This window comes from Candidatus Thioglobus sp. (assembly GCF_029243085.1).
Lineage (GTDB): Bacteria > Pseudomonadota > Gammaproteobacteria > PS1 > Pseudothioglobaceae > Thioglobus_A.
The window spans coordinates 1-16,446 of sequence record NZ_JAQWSS010000018.1 but is presented as its reverse complement, the minus strand read 5'-3'; the positions used below and the strand labels follow the sequence as shown (position 1 = coordinate 16,446).

Annotated in this window: 16 protein-coding genes; 6 read left to right on the top strand and 10 right to left on the bottom strand. The window is 38.1% G+C overall.

Annotation, left to right across the window (positions count from 1 at the left end; translation table 11 throughout):
* Together P8M52_RS01215 and P8M52_RS01210 are read left to right on the top strand one after the other, a co-directional pair.
* On the top strand, window positions 1–1,422 hold a 1,422-nt coding region (locus P8M52_RS01215; protein WP_300306156.1), incomplete at its 5' end, for a toprim domain-containing protein.
* 33 nt (window positions 1,423–1,455) lie between these two features.
* Window positions 1,456–2,340: a phosphoribulokinase gene (locus P8M52_RS01210; RefSeq protein WP_300306153.1), complete on the top strand. Its 885-nt coding sequence runs from the start codon at window positions 1,456–1,458 to the stop codon at window positions 2,338–2,340.
* A gap of 252 nt (window positions 2,341–2,592) precedes the next feature.
* Here P8M52_RS01210 and leuS read toward each other — a convergent pair whose 3' ends face one another.
* The gene (gene leuS / locus P8M52_RS01205; RefSeq protein ID WP_300306150.1) at window positions 2,593–5,049 is read right to left on the bottom strand and encodes a leucine--tRNA ligase; all 2,457 of its coding nucleotides are present in this window, start codon (window positions 5,047–5,049) and stop codon (window positions 2,593–2,595) included.
* 9 nt (window positions 5,050–5,058) lie between these two features.
* Window positions 5,059–6,021 carry a dihydroorotate dehydrogenase gene (locus P8M52_RS01200; RefSeq protein WP_300306147.1) on the bottom strand — a complete coding sequence of 321 codons (963 nt, stop codon included), beginning with the start codon at window positions 6,019–6,021 and terminating at the stop codon, window positions 5,059–5,061.
* 39 nt (window positions 6,022–6,060) lie between these two features.
* Between P8M52_RS01200 and bioD the strand changes: the two genes are divergently transcribed.
* Entirely contained in the window at window positions 6,061–6,702 is a 642-nt protein-coding gene (gene bioD / locus P8M52_RS01195; RefSeq protein WP_300306143.1) for a dethiobiotin synthase, read from the top strand.
* Here bioD and P8M52_RS01190 read toward each other — a convergent pair whose 3' ends face one another.
* From P8M52_RS01190 to P8M52_RS01165, 6 genes are all read right to left on the bottom strand, one after another.
* Entirely contained in the window at window positions 6,703–7,059 is a 357-nt protein-coding gene (locus P8M52_RS01190; protein WP_300306139.1) for a ClpXP protease specificity-enhancing factor SspB, read from the bottom strand.
* A 7-nt stretch (window positions 7,060–7,066) separates the two neighbouring features.
* Complete coding sequence (locus P8M52_RS01185) at window positions 7,067–7,696, bottom strand: glutathione S-transferase N-terminal domain-containing protein (protein ID WP_300306136.1); 630 nt, start codon at window positions 7,694–7,696, stop codon at window positions 7,067–7,069.
* An 80-nt stretch (window positions 7,697–7,776) separates the two neighbouring features.
* Window positions 7,777–8,466 carry a cytochrome c1 gene (locus P8M52_RS01180; protein ID WP_300306133.1) on the bottom strand — a complete coding sequence of 230 codons (690 nt, stop codon included), beginning with the start codon at window positions 8,464–8,466 and terminating at the stop codon, window positions 7,777–7,779.
* A gap of 7 nt (window positions 8,467–8,473) precedes the next feature.
* Window positions 8,474–9,700, bottom strand: coding sequence for a cytochrome b N-terminal domain-containing protein (locus P8M52_RS01175; RefSeq protein WP_300306130.1), 1,227 nt, complete (start codon window positions 9,698–9,700; stop codon window positions 8,474–8,476).
* Between the two features lie 9 nt (window positions 9,701–9,709).
* A complete protein-coding gene (petA, locus tag P8M52_RS01170) occupies window positions 9,710–10,306 on the bottom strand; it encodes a ubiquinol-cytochrome c reductase iron-sulfur subunit (protein ID WP_300306127.1) in 597 nt (198 codons plus the stop codon).
* A 111-nt stretch (window positions 10,307–10,417) separates the two neighbouring features.
* Window positions 10,418–10,723: a hypothetical protein gene (locus P8M52_RS01165; RefSeq protein ID WP_300306124.1), complete on the bottom strand. Its 306-nt coding sequence runs from the start codon at window positions 10,721–10,723 to the stop codon at window positions 10,418–10,420.
* A 69-nt stretch (window positions 10,724–10,792) separates the two neighbouring features.
* Between P8M52_RS01165 and secA the strand changes: the two genes are divergently transcribed.
* From secA to pyrC, 3 genes are read left to right on the top strand one after another with little or no spacing between them, the layout of a single operon-like run.
* Window positions 10,793–13,459: a preprotein translocase subunit SecA gene (gene secA, locus P8M52_RS01160; protein ID WP_300306121.1), complete on the top strand. Its 2,667-nt coding sequence runs from the start codon at window positions 10,793–10,795 to the stop codon at window positions 13,457–13,459.
* On the top strand, window positions 13,452–14,528 hold the full coding sequence (locus tag P8M52_RS01155; RefSeq protein WP_300306118.1) for an anhydro-N-acetylmuramic acid kinase: 1,077 nt from the start codon (window positions 13,452–13,454) through the stop codon (window positions 14,526–14,528). Before secA ends, P8M52_RS01155 begins: the two co-directional genes overlap by 8 nt.
* Window positions 14,518–15,549 (top strand): dihydroorotase, encoded by a 1,032-nt coding sequence (gene pyrC / locus P8M52_RS01150; protein ID WP_300306115.1) that lies wholly within the window; start codon window positions 14,518–14,520, stop codon window positions 15,547–15,549. Before P8M52_RS01155 ends, pyrC begins: the two co-directional genes overlap by 11 nt.
* Here the strand turns inward: pyrC and P8M52_RS01145 are convergent.
* Together P8M52_RS01145 and P8M52_RS01140 are read right to left on the bottom strand one after the other, a co-directional pair.
* Entirely contained in the window at window positions 15,529–16,293 is a 765-nt protein-coding gene (locus P8M52_RS01145) for an ion transporter (protein WP_300306112.1), read from the bottom strand. The genes pyrC and P8M52_RS01145 overlap by 21 nt on opposite strands.
* Window positions 16,294–16,305: 12 nt before the next feature.
* On the bottom strand, window positions 16,306–16,446 hold a 141-nt coding region (locus tag P8M52_RS01140; RefSeq protein WP_363320137.1), incomplete at its 5' end, for a riboflavin kinase.

The following is a 16,446-nucleotide window of genomic DNA, read 5'->3' as shown; positions in this document are numbered from 1 at the left end:
GTTAAAGTGCCTGATCCAAAATTCTCTTCTCAAACTAAGGATAAATTAGTATCGTCAGAAGTTAGAGCGCCCGTTGAATCAGCGCTTAATGAAAAACTAGGTGAATATCTCTTAGAAAACCCAAATGAAGCTAAGATCATTGTCGGAAAGATTCTAGATGCATCAAGAGCGCGCAATGCGGCTCGAAAAGCACGAGAGATGACTAGACGTAAGGGGGTGCTGGATATTGCTGGTTTACCGGGAAAATTAAGCGATTGCCAGACTAAAGATCCAGCAGAAAGTGAAATCTTCTTAGTGGAGGGTGATTCAGCAGGCGGCTCTGCCAAACAGGGGCGTGATCGCCGTACTCAAGCAATATTACCACTTAAAGGTAAAATTCTAAACGTTGAAAAAGCTCGATTTGAAAAAATGCTTTCTTCAGCTGAAGTTGGAACTCTTATTACAGCGCTTGGTTGTGGAATTGGCAAAGAAGAGTATGATCTTAAAAAATTAAGATATCACAAAATTGTCATTATGACTGATGCTGATGTTGATGGCGCACACATCCGTACTTTGCTATTAACTTTCTTTTATAGATATCTTCCTGAATTGGTTGAAAATGGCTATTTATATATTGCTCAACCACCCTTATATAAAATTAAAAAAGGAAAGCAAGAGCGTTATTTGAAAGATGACCAAGAACTCAATGATTATTTATTGCAAGAGGCAGTTAGTGATTCTAATCTTTTCTTTACTGCAAACGTTCCACCTATTACTGGTGTTGCGCTTGAATCAGCTGTTAAAGATTTTTATAAAATTAGTACAATCATCTCTAAACTTGCCAAGCACTATCATCCTGACTTATTAAAAGCAATTGCTAAAAGCGCACCGGTAGAAAATTTAGCAAATGCTAAAGAAATGAAGTTATGGTGTGAGTTACTAGTTCAAAAACTCAATAAGAATCTAACACCAGCGCAACAACATACTGTGGTGTATGAGAATAGTGAGATTACACACAGTTTATGTGTGTATGGCGTTGATACAGATCAAGTAACATTAAATCAAGCATTTTTTGATTCGTCAGATTATCAAACTATGAAAGATTTCTCAATTAAGATTGAAAGTGCAATTGATGATCAATCTTATGTTGAAAAGAAATCTAAACAAATTAAAGTTGAAAGTTTTAGTGAGGTTGTTAATTTTTTAATTGATGATGCTAAAAAAGGTCAAAGCTTCCAACGTTATAAAGGCTTGGGAGAAATGAACCCAGGGCAACTTTGGGAAACCACTATGGATCCAGAGCAAAGAACCCTACTCAAAGTTAAGATTGAAGATGCAATTGTAGCTGATGAAGTGTTCTCAACCCTAATGGGTGACGAGGTTGAACCTCGTAGAGACTTTATTGAAGATAATGCATTATCGGTTAATAACTTAGATTTTTAAAAACAAATATAATAGATAAACAAGGAGTTAAAAATGTCTAAACAAAATCCAGTAGTCGCTGTAACAGGTTCATCAGGTGCAGGAACTACATTCGTAAAAAAAGCTTTTGAGCGTATTTTTGAAGCAAAAAATTTAAATGTTAGTATTGTTGAAGGTGATAGTTTTCATAAATTTGAACGTGCTGATATGAAAGTAGAGGTTGAAAAATCTCGTGAAGCTGGAAAAGTGTTAACGCATTTTTCTGAAAACGCAAACCATTTTGATAAGCTTGAAACTTTATTTAAACAATATGGTCAAGATGGCACAGGTCAAAAGCGTTACTACATTCACTCTGATGAAGAGGCTGTAGAGCACAATGCACGTTTAGGTACTAACTTGGAGCCAGGTCAATTTACACCTTGGGAAGATATAGAACCTGATTCAGATTTAATGTTTTATGAAGGTTTGCATGGTGGTGTTAGAACGCAAAATTCAGATGTTGCTTCACAAGTAGATTTATTAGTAGGTGTTGTGCCTGCGGTAAATATTGAGTGGATTCAGAAAATTCATAGAGATACTTCGGAGCGTCCATACACGCCAGAGCAAGTAGCTGAAATTATTCTGGACCGTATGCCAGATTATGTTGAATTTATCACACCTCAATTTGATAATACACACATCAATTTTCACCGCATCCCGCTAATAGATACTTCAAATCCATTTAGTGGTCAAGCAGTGCCTTCACCGGAAGATTCGTTAGTAGTAACTAGTGTACGTATTGATGGTGTTGATTTACAGGCGGTTGCTAATAAATTACCAGCTGATGCTATGGCATTTTTACAAAATGATACAACGTTAGTATATAAAGGAAATTACATGGTCGATGTAATGGACCACATGTTAACACCAATTATTGATGGCTTAATGGCCAATAAGTAGAATAACAACTCGCTACTGAAAAAAAACCTTGGCAGATATATTATTTGCCAAGGTTTTTTTTGTTTGTAAGAAAAGTGATGAATATTACATACTAAATAAGAAGATGGGAAGTCTAACATAAATATGACAATATCCTTATATGGAACAATCCACTAACCAATATATTATCCTTATTGATGTTTGATATTTATTGTGCTTGTTATAGTTACCATTATAACAAATTAGATTATCCAGAATTTTAAGGAAAACAGCTTACTTAACGACAATATTAACAAGTTTGTTTGGTATTACAATCACCTTAACAATAGTGTTATCAACGGTGAATTTTGCAACATTCTCATCAGCTAAAGCCTGAACCTCAACTGTTTCCTTGTCAGTATTTGCAGCAAGCATGAGTTTAGCTCGCAGCTTTCCATTTACCTGAACAATAATTTGCACCTCATCTTGTACGAGAGCTGACTTATCAATAGTTGGCCAAGGTTCATTGACTATCGCCTCTGTATTGCCTAATTCTTGCCAAAGGTAATGACACAAGTGAGGCGCTATTGGGCTTAGGGTTTTAAGTAAGATATTGATAGACTCTTGACGAACGGCCATAGAGTTTTCATCAACATTGGTAAATTTGGATAAGGTATTACTAAGCTCCATTAATGCTGCAATAACCGTATTAAATAAATGCCTACGATTCATGTCATCAGTAATTTTACTTAGTGTTTGATGAGTTTTATGACGCAAGTCTTTTTGCTCTTTATTTAGATTGTCTAATGCGCCAATGGTGTTATTTTTACCATCTTCGATAAAACCGTTAACAAGGCGATAAACTTTATTAATAAATCGGTGTGAACCCTCAAGGCCAGAATCACTCCATTCTAAATCTTGAGTGGGAGGCGCAGCGAAAAGAATAAACAAGCGTACTGTATCAGCACCATATTTTTCAATCATTTCAGCCGGGTCAACGGTATTACCTTTTGATTTGCTCATTTTGGCACCATCTTTAAGCACCATGCCTTGAGTTAATAAATTATTAAAGGGTTCGTTGTTTGTAACCAAACCTTCATCGCGAAGTAATTTATTAAAAAATCTTGCATAAAGTAGATGAAGAATTGCATGCTCAATGCCACCAATATATTGATCAACACCACCTTTTAGCCAATAATTGGCACGCTCATCAAGCATAGAATTATCATTATCTTTACAAGCGTAACGGGCAAAATACCAAGATGATTCAAAAAAAGTATCGAATGTGTCCGTTTCACGCTCAGCTTCACCACCACATGATGGACAGGTGGTCTCATAAAATTCTGGCATTTTTTTAATAGGAGAGCCGACACCATCAAATGCTACTTCTTCTGGAAGGGTAACTGGCAACTGTTTTTCTGGTACAGCAACTGAACCACAGTTTTTACAGTTAACAATAGGGATGGGACAACCCCAGTAGCGTTGACGAGATACCCCCCAGTCACGCAAACGGTAGTTGGTTTGTTTTTCACCTAGATTTGAAGATTGTAGTTTTGAAGCAATCGCTTCAAATGCTTGGTTAAAGTTAAGACCATCAAACTCTGCAGAGTTGCATAAAACACCCTTATCAGTAAAAGCACTTTGAGTAATATCATGGTCACCATTTTCAGGCTTAATAACCGCCAACATTGGTATGGAGTATTTTTTTGCAAATTCAAAGTCACGCTGATCATGAGCAGGCACACTCATTACCGCACCCGTACCGTAACCCATTAATACAAAATTTGCAATCCAAATTTGTACTTCTTTACCGGTTATTGGATGGATGCAAGTTAACCCTGAATTAATTCCTTTTTTCTCCATTGTTTCCATGGCTGCTTCAGAGGTTTCCATGGTTCTGCATTCGTCTATAAATGCCTGTACTTCATGGTTGTTTTTACCCGCCTCTAATGCCAAGGGATGTTCGCTTGCAATGGCAAGATAAGTAACTCCCATTAATGTGTCAGGTCTTGTGGTATAGACTTTTAAGGTATCGGCATTCTGCCTATCAAAATTAATCTCCAATCCAACAGATTTGCCAATCCAATTTTTCTGCATAGTTTTAACTGCATCTGGCCAACCTTTGAGCTCATCTAGAGACTCTAATAATTCGTCAGCATAATCAGTGATGCGCATAAACCATTGAGAGATTTCTTTTTTCTCAATAAGTGCGTCAGAGCGCCAACCACGCCCATCAATAACTTGTTCGTTGGCAAGTACCGTTTGATCAACTGGATCCCAGTTAACAACAGCATTTTTCTTATAAACCAAACCCTTTTCAAATAACTTAACAAATAGCCACTGCTCCCATTTGTAATATTTTGGATGACAGGTTGCCACTTCACGCGACCAGTCGTAGCCAAAGCCAAGCTGAGAGAGTTGATCACGCATGTAGTTAATATTTTCGTAAGTCCATTTGGCGGGCGGAACTTTATTTTTTAGTGCTGCATTTTCTGCAGGTAAGCCAAAAGCATCCCAACCAATGGGTTGCATGACATTTTTGCCTTGCATTTTTTGGAAACGAGAAATAACATCACCAATTGAATAATTACGAACATGGCCCATGTGCAGGCGCCCAGATGGGTAAGGAAACATACTTAAACAATAGTATTTTTCTTTTGATGTGTCTTCGACCACTTCAAATGATTTGTTTTCTTTCCAAAATTGTTGGGCTTGAAGCTCAATAGATTGAGCATTATATTCTAAGTTCATAATTGGGTTTTATTTGCTACCGATATCACACTGTGAAATTGCAGAATTAAGTTGCAAGGTGCCGACTAGTTCGTCAATACTATTTAAATTGTTGTCAATCAGGTATTGACTAATACCATCGTTAATCTTGTGACATACAAGAGGGTCATAAAATAACGCCGTTCCTACGCCAACAGTCGCAGCACCTGCAATAATAAATTCAATCGCATCATTGGCGGTCATAATGCCACCTTGGCCGATAATCGGAACATTGTGGTGCTTACTAACTTGGTAAACTTGATGAACTTTTAATAGTGCTACTGGTTTAATGGCAGGCCCTGATAATCCCCCTTGATTATTGCCAATCACAGGGGTTCGTGTTTTTGTGTTAATTGACATTCCCATTAAGGTATTGATAACCGCCAAGCCGTCAGAACCTGCGTCAATACAGCGCTGAGCACTATGACCAATGTCAGTTTGATTTGGAGATAGTTTAGTAATGATGGGTTTACTGGTATTTTGTCGACAAATGTCTACTACTCGGTACGACATGTCTGGATCATTACCAAAGGCGACGCCACCCTCTTTTACATTGGGACAAGAAATGTTAATTTCTATAGCGTCGATATCAGAGTCATTAAAACGCTTGGTAATTTCACCGTACTCTTCTACTGAAGACCCTGAAATATTAATAATAAAACGCGTCTCTTTTTTATCCAATTCTGGCATTATTTCGTTGATTACAACATCAGTACCAGGATTTTGCAATCCAATGGCATTTATCATGCCTTCTGGAGTTTCAGTGACGCGACTAGGTATGTTTCCTAGTCGTGGTTCAAGCGTAGTTCCTTTAAGGCAAATAGCGCCAACATCAGTATTAGAAAATCCTTCGATTCTTGTGTACTCTTCACCAAAGCCGACACAACCAGAAAGGAGAATGATTGGCGAGTTTAGTTGTAAACCACAGAACTGAGTTTTTAAGTTTTTATGCATAGGTGGTATTATACATTTTTGCTGTTAAAATTAGTAATTATGAAAGGCTTGTTTATAAGTGGTAGTGGTACAGACGTCGGCAAAACGTTTATTGCAAAAAGGATTGTTGGTTTATTATCTGAGTCAATACCTGTTGCTGTTAGAAAGCCAGTAGAAAGTGATTGCAAACTTCTTAATGGCAAGCTTACAACCAATGATGCTTCTGCGTTACTTCATATGAGTAATGTTGATGATAGTATCGATGTTGTTTGTCCACACAAATACGAAGAGTGTTGCAGTGGAGAGGTTGCGAGTGCCGCTGCTAATGTTACTTTGACACTAACACATTTGTTAGATGCATGCCAAAGTCAAGAGTATGTCGTGATTGAAGGTGCAGGTGGTCTGTTATCCCCTATAGCTCAAAACACCCTGAATATTGACTTGATTGTCGCGTTAGATCTGCCTTTAGTGATTGTTGTTAAGGATGAGTTAGGTGCCGTTAATCAAGCGTTATTAGCTTTAAAAGTGGCCGAACAATATCGTTTGAATATTAGCTGTGTTGTTCTGAACCAAATTCAGGAAAATTCACTCAATAATGCTGCAGCCATTAAACATTACTGTCACAGCAAAGTGGTGATCTTTAGTAAGTGCAATTTAACCGCATTTGAAAATAATATGCGTCAAATTCTAAATCTTAACTAGCTAGTCGAGTAGCGTTAGACCTGGTTTTGGCTGTTCTGTTTCAGTGGCTGTTTTGCGCTCGAAGAACATGCCTTCACCATTTTCAGCTGTATAGATACCCATTATTGCTTCAATGGGTATGTAGACGTCAATCGACTGGTTGGAAAACCTAGCTTTAAAACCAACATGTTCATTGTCAAGTATCAGTGATTGAGTTGCTGTACTTGCAATGTTTAATACAATCTTATCGTCCTGAATGAACTGTTCAGGCACAACAACAACCGGATTCGAACAATCTACAAGAATGTGAGCTGTAAAGCCAGAGTCTTCCATCCACTGGTGATAGGCTCTGATTAAGTAAGGTGTAACTTCAGTCACAGACTATTTAATTGTATTCTTTTTCACAATCTGTTAAAGATTCTTTAAAGGAAGCTCTAGAAAAAATTCGTTTAGCATAGTCAGTAACCGCCTTTCCAGGTGTTCCCAATTCAACGCCTAGTTTTTTTAAGCGCCATAATAGTGCAGCAAGACAAGCGTCTACAACTGTCATATCCTCACTTTTAAAGAAAGGTTTATATGCAAATAAGGGTACCAACTCAATTAAGTTGCTTTTAAGGATTTTACGAGCCTCTTCCGCATCTTTTTTACTGCCTGTTTCAATCGTATTGGCAAGCTCAAACCAACAACCTGCTGAACGCGTAAATCTAAAAATCATTAGTCGCTTTTCAGATTTTTCAATTGGATCTACAGGCAGTAGTGGCGGGAATGGGAATCTTTCGTCTAGATACTCCATAATTACTGAAAGATCGTATAACACGATACCTCGGTCGAATAGTGTTGGCAAGGATTGGCACGGGTTTAGTTCTAAAATTTCTTCTGGCATTTTATTAATATCGATATTAAAAATATCTTTTTCGATATTTTTCTCTGCCATGATAAAGCGCACAACATGAGACTCTATTTCGTTTGCCGATGAGTATAGTGTTGTAGAAGATGGATTAGGTTTTGTTAACATGATTACTACCCTTATAAAATGAAAAAAACAGCAACCTTATTTTAAAGGCCGCTGTTATGAGGTTGGATATGGTTGACTAGCTAGTCTTTTGCACGCCATTTACCGTATTTAACATCTTTCCAATATTCCTTTTTGAGTAAATAAGAAAGAATAAACAAGATAAATAAAAATCCAATAACTTTAATACCAATGTCGTATCTGATTAGCTTAACAGGCTCTGAAACATAATCCAAGAAATTAGTAATATCTCTAACATCTTGCTCAAATTCCTTTTCAGACTTATCTTGCTTTAATTGCCATAATGCATCTGGCATTGAAGCATTTTTCAACACATGATTGTTAACGCCGTAGGGGCGAGATTCATCCGTATAAAATCCTTTTAAGTAGCTGTATATCCAGTCCGTTCCTTTTGCTCTAGCAGTTAACGATAAGTCTGGAGGCGTGGTTCCAAACCATAGTTTCGCATCGTCTGCAGGAATTGAAGAAAATACTTTACTACCGACTTTATCTGCATTAAACATTAGATTTTTAGCCATATCAGCTTCACTAATATTTAAGTCTTTTGCGATACGATTGTAGCGTATTAGCTCGATTGAGTGACATCCAGAACAAAAGTTCATGAATGACTTTGCGCCACGTTGCAGTGAAGCCTCATCAGTAATATCTGTATTAGCACTCTCAAGATGAACATTCGATCCAGCAGCGTTTGCATTAAAAGAGATAATCATTGCTGTCATTGCAGACAGTGTTGTGTTAAGTAATTTTTTCATATTAATATTAATGCTCCGTCGTTCTTTCAGGCACTGGTTTGGTTTTACCAATTGATGTAAACCAGGGCATTAGAATAAAGAATGCAAAGTATAGTGCAGTAAAGATTTGTGCCATTAGGCTGTATAGTGGTGTTACAGCCTGCATACCTAACCACCCTAAGACAATAAAGGTTATCACAAAAATAGTTAATGCTACTTTGTATGGCCATGAGCGATATCTAATTGACTTAACCTTAGAGCGATCTAGCCATGGCAATGCTATAAGAATTAAAAGAGCAGCAAACATTGCTAAAACCCCTGGCAATTGTGATCCAAACATTGGTGGAATAGCTCTTAACACTGAGTAGAATGGTGTTAAGTACCACAGTGGTGCAATATGATCAGGTGTTTTCAATGGGTTAGCTTCAACAAAGTTTGGAGCCTCCAAAAAGTAACCGTTCAATGCCGGTGCAAAAAATACGATTGATGAAAAAATCATTAGGAAGACGACAACACCCATGATATCTTTTACACTGTAGTATGGATGAAAGGGTATTCCATCCTTTGGTATGCCGTTTTTATCTTTATTTTTCTTAATTTCAACGCCATCTGGATTGTTTGAACCTACGGTATGTAGGGCAACAATGTGTAAAAATACTAAAATAACCAAAATAAGTGGTAGAGCAATTACATGTAATGAGAAAAATCGGTTTAGCGTTGGATCGCCTACTGCGTAGTCACCAAGAATGAATTCAACAATAATATCACCCACAACTGGGAATGAGCCAAATAGATTGATAATTACCTTTGCTCCCCAGTATGACATCTGACCCCATGGAAGTACATAACCCATGAACGCTTCAGCCATAAGCGCAATATAAAGCACCATGCCTAATATCCAAATCAACTCACGTGGCGCTTTGTATGAGCCATAAAGTAGTCCGCGATACATATGCAAATAAATAACTACAAAAAACGCCGAGGCACCAGTTGAATGAATATAGCGAATGAGCCAGCCCCAGTCAACATCTCGCATGATGTATTCTACTGATGCAAAGGCCAGTGCTGCATCTGGTTTGTAGTGCATAGTCAAAAACACACCTGTTAGAATTTGTATCACGAGCATTAGTATTGCTAACGAGCCAAAGAAATACCAAAAGTTAAAGTTTCTAGGTGTGTAGTACTCTGCTAAATGTTCGTTCCAAACTTTGGTTAGCGGGAATCTTTGATCGATCCAATTTTTATTATTATCCATCCTCTACTCCTATGATGCTTTTGGGTCAATGCCGATTCTAATTAATGAATCGCTGACATAATGATATGGCGGAATGGCCAAATTAATAGGTGCTGGCGCACCTTTAAACACTCTGCCCGATAAATCAAACTTAGATCCATGACATGGACAATAAAAACCACCTTTCCATGTATCGCCACCTAAATCAGTTGCTCCTACTTCAGGTCGATAAGTTGGTGAGCAGCCTAAATGAGTACAAATACCAATAATTACTGCAACTTCAGGGTTGATTGAGCGATAAGCATTTTTAGCGTAAACAGGTTGTTGATTTTCTGAATTGCTAGGATCTACTAAATTATTATCTTGAACTAAAAGATTGTCTAAAGCAGTTTTATCACGCTTAAATATCCAAATTGGCTTTTTTCGCCACAGGACACGAACAAGCTGACCTTCTTCTAATTTTGTGATGTCTACATCAACTGGAGCGCCGGCAGCCTTTGCTCGTGCTGAAGGCATCCAAGATGATAGAAATGGAACCAATACAAAGCCAACGCCAACTGCACCAACAACGCTTGTGGCGCCTGTCAAAAAGCGTCTTTTCTTTAAGTCTATTTCTTGTTCTGACATAAGATTACTACCCCTTATTTTGAATGTTTATAGATTAAATCTATATATAAAAACCCAATAATTATACGGCAAGCTTGACTATGTATGCTAAGCAATTTATCTATTGATGCACTATTTATTAGTATTAACTTTGATGTGTATGCGATTTATTTGGCCAGCCAAAGGGATGCAATGCAGCATATTGAGTAACTCTGGAAGTTGTTGTTTGGCCCGATAAGCGACAGCTGAATTACTGGTGATTAAGGTAGCAAGCCCATCCTTGATTAAGCATAACTCTAAGGTTTCTAAAGTGCTTGGAAGGTATTGCGCAAGTTGTGCATTGATTTGATTATAAATCTTTGCTTGGGCAAATAATTTCCCGAGCCTATTATGATTTGTTAAGTCTGAAACGTTGGTTATTGATTTATGCTCATACATTTGATGCAAAGGCCGGTTTATCTATGAGAAAATAGATTTTTTTATTAAAAACAATTCTTTATATTCTATATGAGTATTATAAATAAAGTTATAGCTAAAATTGTCGGTTCTAGGAATGATCGTTTAATTAAAGAACTTAAGAAAACGGTTGATAATATTGGCGCACTAGAAGCAGAAATGCAATCGTTAAATGATGAGCAGTTACGTGCTAAAACACAAGAATTCCAAGATCGATACAAAGCTGAAGAATCCCTTGAAGCTTTGTTAGTAGAGGCATTTGCAGTAATGCGTGAAGCCAGTGTTAGAGTGCTAGGCTTGCGTCATCATGACGTGCAAATGATTGGCGGCATGGTGCTTAATGAAGGCAATATTTCAGAAATGGGAACAGGTGAAGGTAAAACTTTAGTTGCTACCCTGCCAGCCTATTTGAATGCCCTGAGTGGTAAAGGCGTTCATGTGGTGACTGTTAATGATTATTTAGCTGAACGTGATGCTCAGTGGATGGGAAAGGTGTTCGAATTTTTGAACCTAAGTGTTGGTATTGTAGCTTCAAACAGGCCGCCTGAGAACAAGCAAGAGGCTTATGCATGTGATGTGGTTTATGCGACCAATAATGAGCTGGGCTTTGATTATTTACGTGACAATATGGCATTTACTATTGATCAAAAAGTTCAGAGAGAGCTCAACTTTGCCATTATTGATGAAGTAGATTCTATCTTAATTGATGAGGCTAGAACACCATTAGTTATCTCTGGTCCGGCAGCAGATTATGCCGAGGTGTATAAAGCGATTAACCATATGATTCCTAACTTTACCAAGCAAACCGAAAGTGGCGAAGGTAAGGAGATTGTAGTAGAGACTGCAGGCGATTACACTGTTGATGAAAAACATAAACAAGTATTTTTGACTGATGATGGTCATACCAAAGCAGAGAGTCTACTGATTGATGCAGGTGCCTTGCCAGAAGGCGCGAGTCTTTATGATGCTAGTAATATTTTATTAATGCAACATATTAATTCGGCACTTAGGGCACATGTCTTATTTCATAAGGATGATAATTATATTATTGATGGCGATGAGATTGTAATCGTTGACGAATTTACAGGAAGAACCATGCCTGGCCGTAGATGGAGTGAAGGTTTACATCAGGCCATTGAGGCTAAAGAAGGGGTGAGTATTAAAAAAGAAAACCAAACTTTGGCTTCTATCACTTTTCAAAATTATTTTAGACTCTATAGCAAGCTTTCTGGCATGACAGGAACGGCAGATACTGAGGCAGTCGAATTTCAAGATATTTATGGATTGGAAACTGTGGTAATTCCGCCAAATAAAATTTCAGAACGTGACGACAAGGCTGATCAAATTTACCTAACTTTAGATGAAAAGCTGATGGCTATTGCTGGCGATGTAGAAAACTGCCAAAAAACTGGTCAGCCTGTTCTGGTTGGCACAAGTAGTATTGAAAACTCTGAGGCAATCTCCGCTTTACTGAGTAATAAAAAAATTAAACACGAAGTGTTAAATGCAAAACAGCATGAAAGAGAAGCGATAATTATTGCCAATGCTGGTGCAATAGGCGCGGTAACGATTGCCACCAACATGGCTGGACGTGGCACTGACATTGTGCTTGGCGGTAAATTGGCTGATGATGTAACAGAGCAGCAAAAACAAGATTGGGCAATTGAACACGATAAAGTCATTGCCGCAGGTGGTTTACATATTGTGGGTACAGAGCGGAATGAATCTCGACGCGTGGACAATCAGTTACGTGGCCGTTCAGGCCGTCAGGGCGATGTTGGGTCAACACGTTTTTATTTGTCACTAGAAGACAACTTGATGCGAATTTTTGCTAGTGAAAAAATGGCAGCCATGATGCAAAGATTAGGCATGGAAAAAGGTGAGGCTATTGAACATAAAATGGTTAGTCGTGCCATTGAAAATGCTCAGCGCAAAGTTGAAGGCATGAATTATGATGCGCGTAAAAACTTACTTGAGTATGATGACGTGGCAAATGACCAGCGTAAAATTATTTACAATTTGCGTGATGAGCTGATGAGTACAAACGATGTGCAAGAGCGCTTTATTACTATCAGAAAACAGGTTGTTAGTGATTTATTCTTAGCCTATATAAGCGCAGAGCAAGCCGAAGAGGATTGGGATGTCGAGGGATTGCATAATGCATTGAAATCTGATTATAAGGCCGACTTTCCTCTGCAACAATGGCTTGATGAGGGTGTTGATGTTGATGAGCTTGAAAGTAGAATTGTTGAAGGTTTGAGCGCAATTTGTGACTACAAAGAAGAGATAGTTGGCGCAGAGTCCATGCGTGGGTTTGAAAAAGCAGTCATGCTGCAAACGCTTGACCATTACTGGAAAGAGCATTTAGCTGCTATGGATTATTTACGTCAAAGTGTTAATTTGCGTGGCTATGCACAAAAAAATCCGACCCAAGAGTACAAGCGCGAGTCATTTGCAATGTTTACAGAGCTGTTGGAGACGATTGATATAGAGATTGTTAAGTCTTTATCAAGTGTTACTATCAATGAGAATACAGATGCGTCTGAAGTCGAACAACAAGATAACGCAGAAGTAGTGGCACAACATATTGAGACGGACGAAGCTGAAGCTGTTGTTAGTGAAAAGCAGCAAGCCATCGAGCATGGAGAGGATAAGGTAGGTCGAAATGATCCGTGCCCGTGCGGTTCAGGTAAAAAATACAAAAACTGTCATGGCTGACACGATGCCTGCTCAATATTATATTGGGCTTATGTCAGGCACTAGTCTTGATGGTGTGGACGGCGTGATTGTGGATTATCAATGTCAGAAGGTTTTAGCCCAGACTTATCAGCCATATTCTGAACAAATTAAGCAAGATTTACGCCAACTAACTCAAAGTGGAGAGACTTCATTGGCGGGCTTGGCTGATATCGACACTCAGGTGGCAAATGCTTTTTCTAATGCGGCATTAGTATTGTTATCTGAATCCGGAATTTCTGCAAATCAGATAGTTGCTATCGGCTCGCATGGACAAACAATTTATCATCAGGGTGGTTATTATTCTATGCAAATCGCCCATGGCGCTCTAATCGCTGAACAGACTGGCATAAAAACCGTGGCAGATTTTCGCATGCAGGATGTCGCTGCAGGTGGTCAGGGGGCGCCGTTAACCCCAATGTATCACCACTTTTTATTAAATAATACGCGTGGTGTGGTGATTAATTTGGGTGGCATTGCTAACATTACTCAAGTGACTGATAGCTCCATTGTTGGGTTTGATATAGGGCCTGCAAACACCTTATTAGATAATTGGATAAAATGTCATAAGCCTCTAGATTATGATCAGAATGGTTTGTGGTCTAAAAGTGGCCTGATAGACCAAGCCTTGTTAGATAAACTGCTAGCTGATGGATATTTTCAACAGTTGCCGCCTAAAAGTACCGGCCCAGAATACTTTAATCTTAAATGGCTATCCCGCTTCTTAACGGGTAATGAGGCGCCAGAAGATGTTCAGAGAACTTTAGTTGAATTAACCGCAATTACTATATCAAGACATATTACAGATAACACCAAGGTCTATCTATGTGGCGGAGGTGTGCATAATGCATTTTTAATAGAGCGACTAACCTGTTTAAATGCCGACAGTAATATTATGACAACAAATGAGCTAGGCATTCATGTTGATTATGTAGAGGCTGCAGCATTTGCATATTTTGCTAAACGAACACTTGCTCAGCAGCCATCTAACCTAACCAGCGTTACCAATGCCAAACGATCGAGAATTTTAGGAGCAATTTATGCAAATTAAAATATTACAGCCAGATGATTGGCATTTACATGTGCGCTCTGGTGCAGCATTAAAGTCAGTTATCGGCATGAGTGCCAAACAAATGGGACGAGCGATTATTATGCCTAATCTAAACCCGCCCGTTACTAACGCATTACAGGCGCAAGCTTATCGAGAAGAAATAATTCAAGCGTTACCAGAGGGTGACGAGATAGATCCTTTGATGGTGCTTTATCTAACTGATAACACAAACACTAGCGACATTGAAAAAGCGGCAAAAAGTGGGATTGTTAAAGCTGCTAAGCTCTATCCTGCAGGCGCCACCACTAATTCTGATAGTGGTGTTACTGACATCAAAAACATATACCCTGCCTTAGAAATGATGAGCAAAATGGGTATGTTGCTACTAGTGCATGGCGAAGTGACCCATGCTGATATTGATATTTTTGATCGTGAAGCAGTTTTTATCGACCAAGTTTTAACACAAGTTGCTCATGATTTTCCAGAGCTTAAAATTGTATTTGAGCACATTACTACTAAAGATGCAGTCGATTTTGTTATAGAGAGTAATAGTAATATTGCAGCTACTATTACGCCACATCACTTATTGGCGAACCGCAATGATATGCTGGTGGGTGGAATTCGCCCTCATTATTTTTGCCTACCTATCTTAAAGCGAGAAAACCCACATCAGCTAGCTTTGTTAGATGCGGCAACCAGTGGCAATCCTAAATTTTTCTTAGGCACCGATTCAGCGCCCCATGCAAAAGATGCTAAAGAATCAGCGTGTGGCTGCGCAGGAATATTAAGTGCCCATTGTGCGATTGAATTATATGCAACTGCCTTTGAGTCACGTGACGCGCTCGACAAGCTAGAAGGGTTTTCTTCAAAATTCGGGCCAGATTTTTATAACCTACCAAGAAATACAAATACAATCACCTTGTCAAAGGAGAGTTGGCTGGTTCCAGAGAGTTATGAATATGCAGGGTCGGTTATTATTCCATTTATGGCTGGTCAAGAATTATCTTGGAAGCTGGTCTAGTTTTTCTTCAATACGTTTCAATCTTTGACTGATATCTTCTTCGTTATTATGCTCTTGTTGCATTTTGTCAATAACAATACCAATCATCATATTTAGAAATACAAAAGCATTAAAAAAGATAAATGATAAATAGTATGCCCATGACCATGGGTGAACCTTCATAGTTTCATACATAACATCAGTCCAATCTTCAAAGGTGACCACACGAAATAATGTTAGCATGGCAATAGCAATATCTCCCCATAAAGTAGGATTAATAGATTCAAAAATAAAGCTACCAATTGCTGCATATATATAAAATAAAATAAACATAAGTAACAATACATAGCCCATGGATGGGAGCGCCTTAATAAGAGCATTAACCAACAAGCGTAATTCTGGAATGGCACTGATTAAACGTAAAACCCGAAAAATTCTAATTAAACGGGCAAGTAGCGCGTATTCGCTCTGATCAACTGGAATTAGACTAACAATAACAATAAATGTATCGAAAACATTCCATGCATTATGAAAGAAGCGTTTCTTATTGACTGTGGTGATAAATCTAAGACAGATTTCAGTTAGAAAGAATATGGTTACTCCAATATCTAAAATTTCCAATAATAATAAATAATTCGGATTGATGTCGTAGGTCTTGACGCCTATTAATAAAGACGACAGAATAATGACGCCGATAACACTAAATTCGAAGATCTTGTTATTATGCAGTCTTAACAAGCTATTTTTTAATTGACTAGCGTACATAAGAGTTATTTATTATTCAGAAAGTTGATTGAAAAATATTTTAGCAGTTTCAACGTCATGCTTTATTTGTTGCTTTAGAAGCTCAAATGAATCAAATTTTTTCTCATTTCTTATTTGTAATTTAAAGATGACATTACACTTTTCCCCGTATAT